Annotated in this window: 2 protein-coding genes; both read left to right on the top strand. The window is 66.5% G+C overall.

The genetic code is table 11. From position 1 onward, the window contains the following. Positions 1 to 83 precede the first annotated feature (83 nt). Positions 84 to 1,172 (top strand): IS110 family RNA-guided transposase, encoded by a 1,089-nt coding sequence (locus NKJ81_RS32480; protein ID WP_352475114.1) that lies wholly within the window; start codon positions 84 to 86, stop codon positions 1,170 to 1,172. 87 nt (positions 1,173 to 1,259) lie between these two features. Continuing rightward, on the top strand, positions 1,260 to 1,458 hold a 199-nt coding region (locus NKJ81_RS32475), incomplete at its 3' end, for a hypothetical protein (protein WP_352542976.1).

The raw sequence follows: 1,458 nt of genomic DNA, 5'->3' as shown, positions 1-1,458 counted from the left end.
ACGGCATGATGGGGTGGACGGCGCCCGACGGCATCGGATGTGCCAGAATGAGTTCGTTGAGATCTCAAACAAGGGAGCCGTCCGTGGAACACCTTATCCGTATTGGCATGGATACGTCCAAGAGTGTTTTTCAGCTGCATGGTGTCGACGCTGCGGAGCGTTCGGTGCTGGTGCGTAAATTGCAACGGCGGGCGGTAGTCCCGTTCTTCGCCAAGCTTGCGCCGGTGAGGATCGGGCTGGAGGCGTGCGGTGGCTCGCATTACTGGGCGCGCACGCTGTCGGGGCTGGGTCATGAGGTGGTGCTGATCGCGGCGCAGCACGTGAAGCCGTATGTGCGGCGCGGCAAGCATGACGCGGCTGACGCCGAGGCGATCTGCGAGGCGATGAGCCGGCCCAGGACACGCTTTGTTGGGATCAAGAGCGGCGAGCAGCAAGCGGCGCAGATGCTGTTTGGGGTGCGCGAGCAGCTGGTGCGGCGGCGCACGCAGCTTTCCAACACGATCCGCGGCTACGCAGCCGAATTCGGCCTGGTGGCCGCACAAGGCCTTGCCCGCATCGAGCCACTGCTGGCCCGCATTGCCGGCGACGCGACGGTGCCGGCGCTGGCAAAGGAACTGCTTGAGACGCTCGGCGAGGAATACCGCGCGGTGTGCGCGCGATACGCGGCAATCGACAAGAAGCTGTTGGCCCATCACCGCAAGGACGAGACTGGACAGCGGCTGGCTGCGATGCCCGGCGTCGGGCCGGTCGTGGCGAGCCTGCTCGGCGTCAAGGTCACTGATGCGACAGCGTTCGGTTCGGGACGCGACTTCGCGGCGTGGCTGGGGCTGACGCCGAAGAACCATTCGACCGCCGGCAAGAACCGGCTGGGGGTGATCACGCGGGCCGGCGACGAGATGCTGCGGCAGGCGCTGGTGGTGGGCGCGACGGCCCACATCCAGCAGGTGCGTCGCGGCCGCGCCAAGGCCTCGCCGTGGCTGGCGGCGTTGATTGCGCGCAAGCCGCCGAAGCTGGCGGCTGTGGCGCTCGCCAACAAGACCGCCCGTATGGCCTGGAAGATGATGATCACCGGCGAGCCGTACCGTTGCGGCCTGGCGGGCAGCCTGACGCCTCCTCGCCGCCCTCAAGGCCGCTTCGCGCCGCCTACGGCGGTGGCCTGCGGCCAGCCCTGACCGCGGCTCAGCACGACGCTGACATGCCCGGATAGGCCGCAACGGAGGAACACCGAACACAAGCTCTTGCAACGGAAGGAAGATGGCGTGATCGATCGATCCGTGACGCGCGAAACTCCGAGGGATCCATTGGCCAACGAAACCGCTGGCATGATTGGAACGGGCGTCGCGAACCCCACCTTGGCCAGCGGCCGCAAGGACCGTGCTCAAAGGCCGGACATATGGACGCAAGCGATCGAAAACGACGCAAAACAACCGTTGCAGGCAGGGCGCCGTCCACATATGG

Source organism: Mesorhizobium sp. M0018 (assembly GCF_040323955.1).
Classification (GTDB): Bacteria; Pseudomonadota; Alphaproteobacteria; order Rhizobiales; family Rhizobiaceae; genus Mesorhizobium.
The sequence above is the reverse complement of the archived record's forward strand: the minus strand, read 5'-3'. Positions and strand labels throughout refer to the sequence as shown.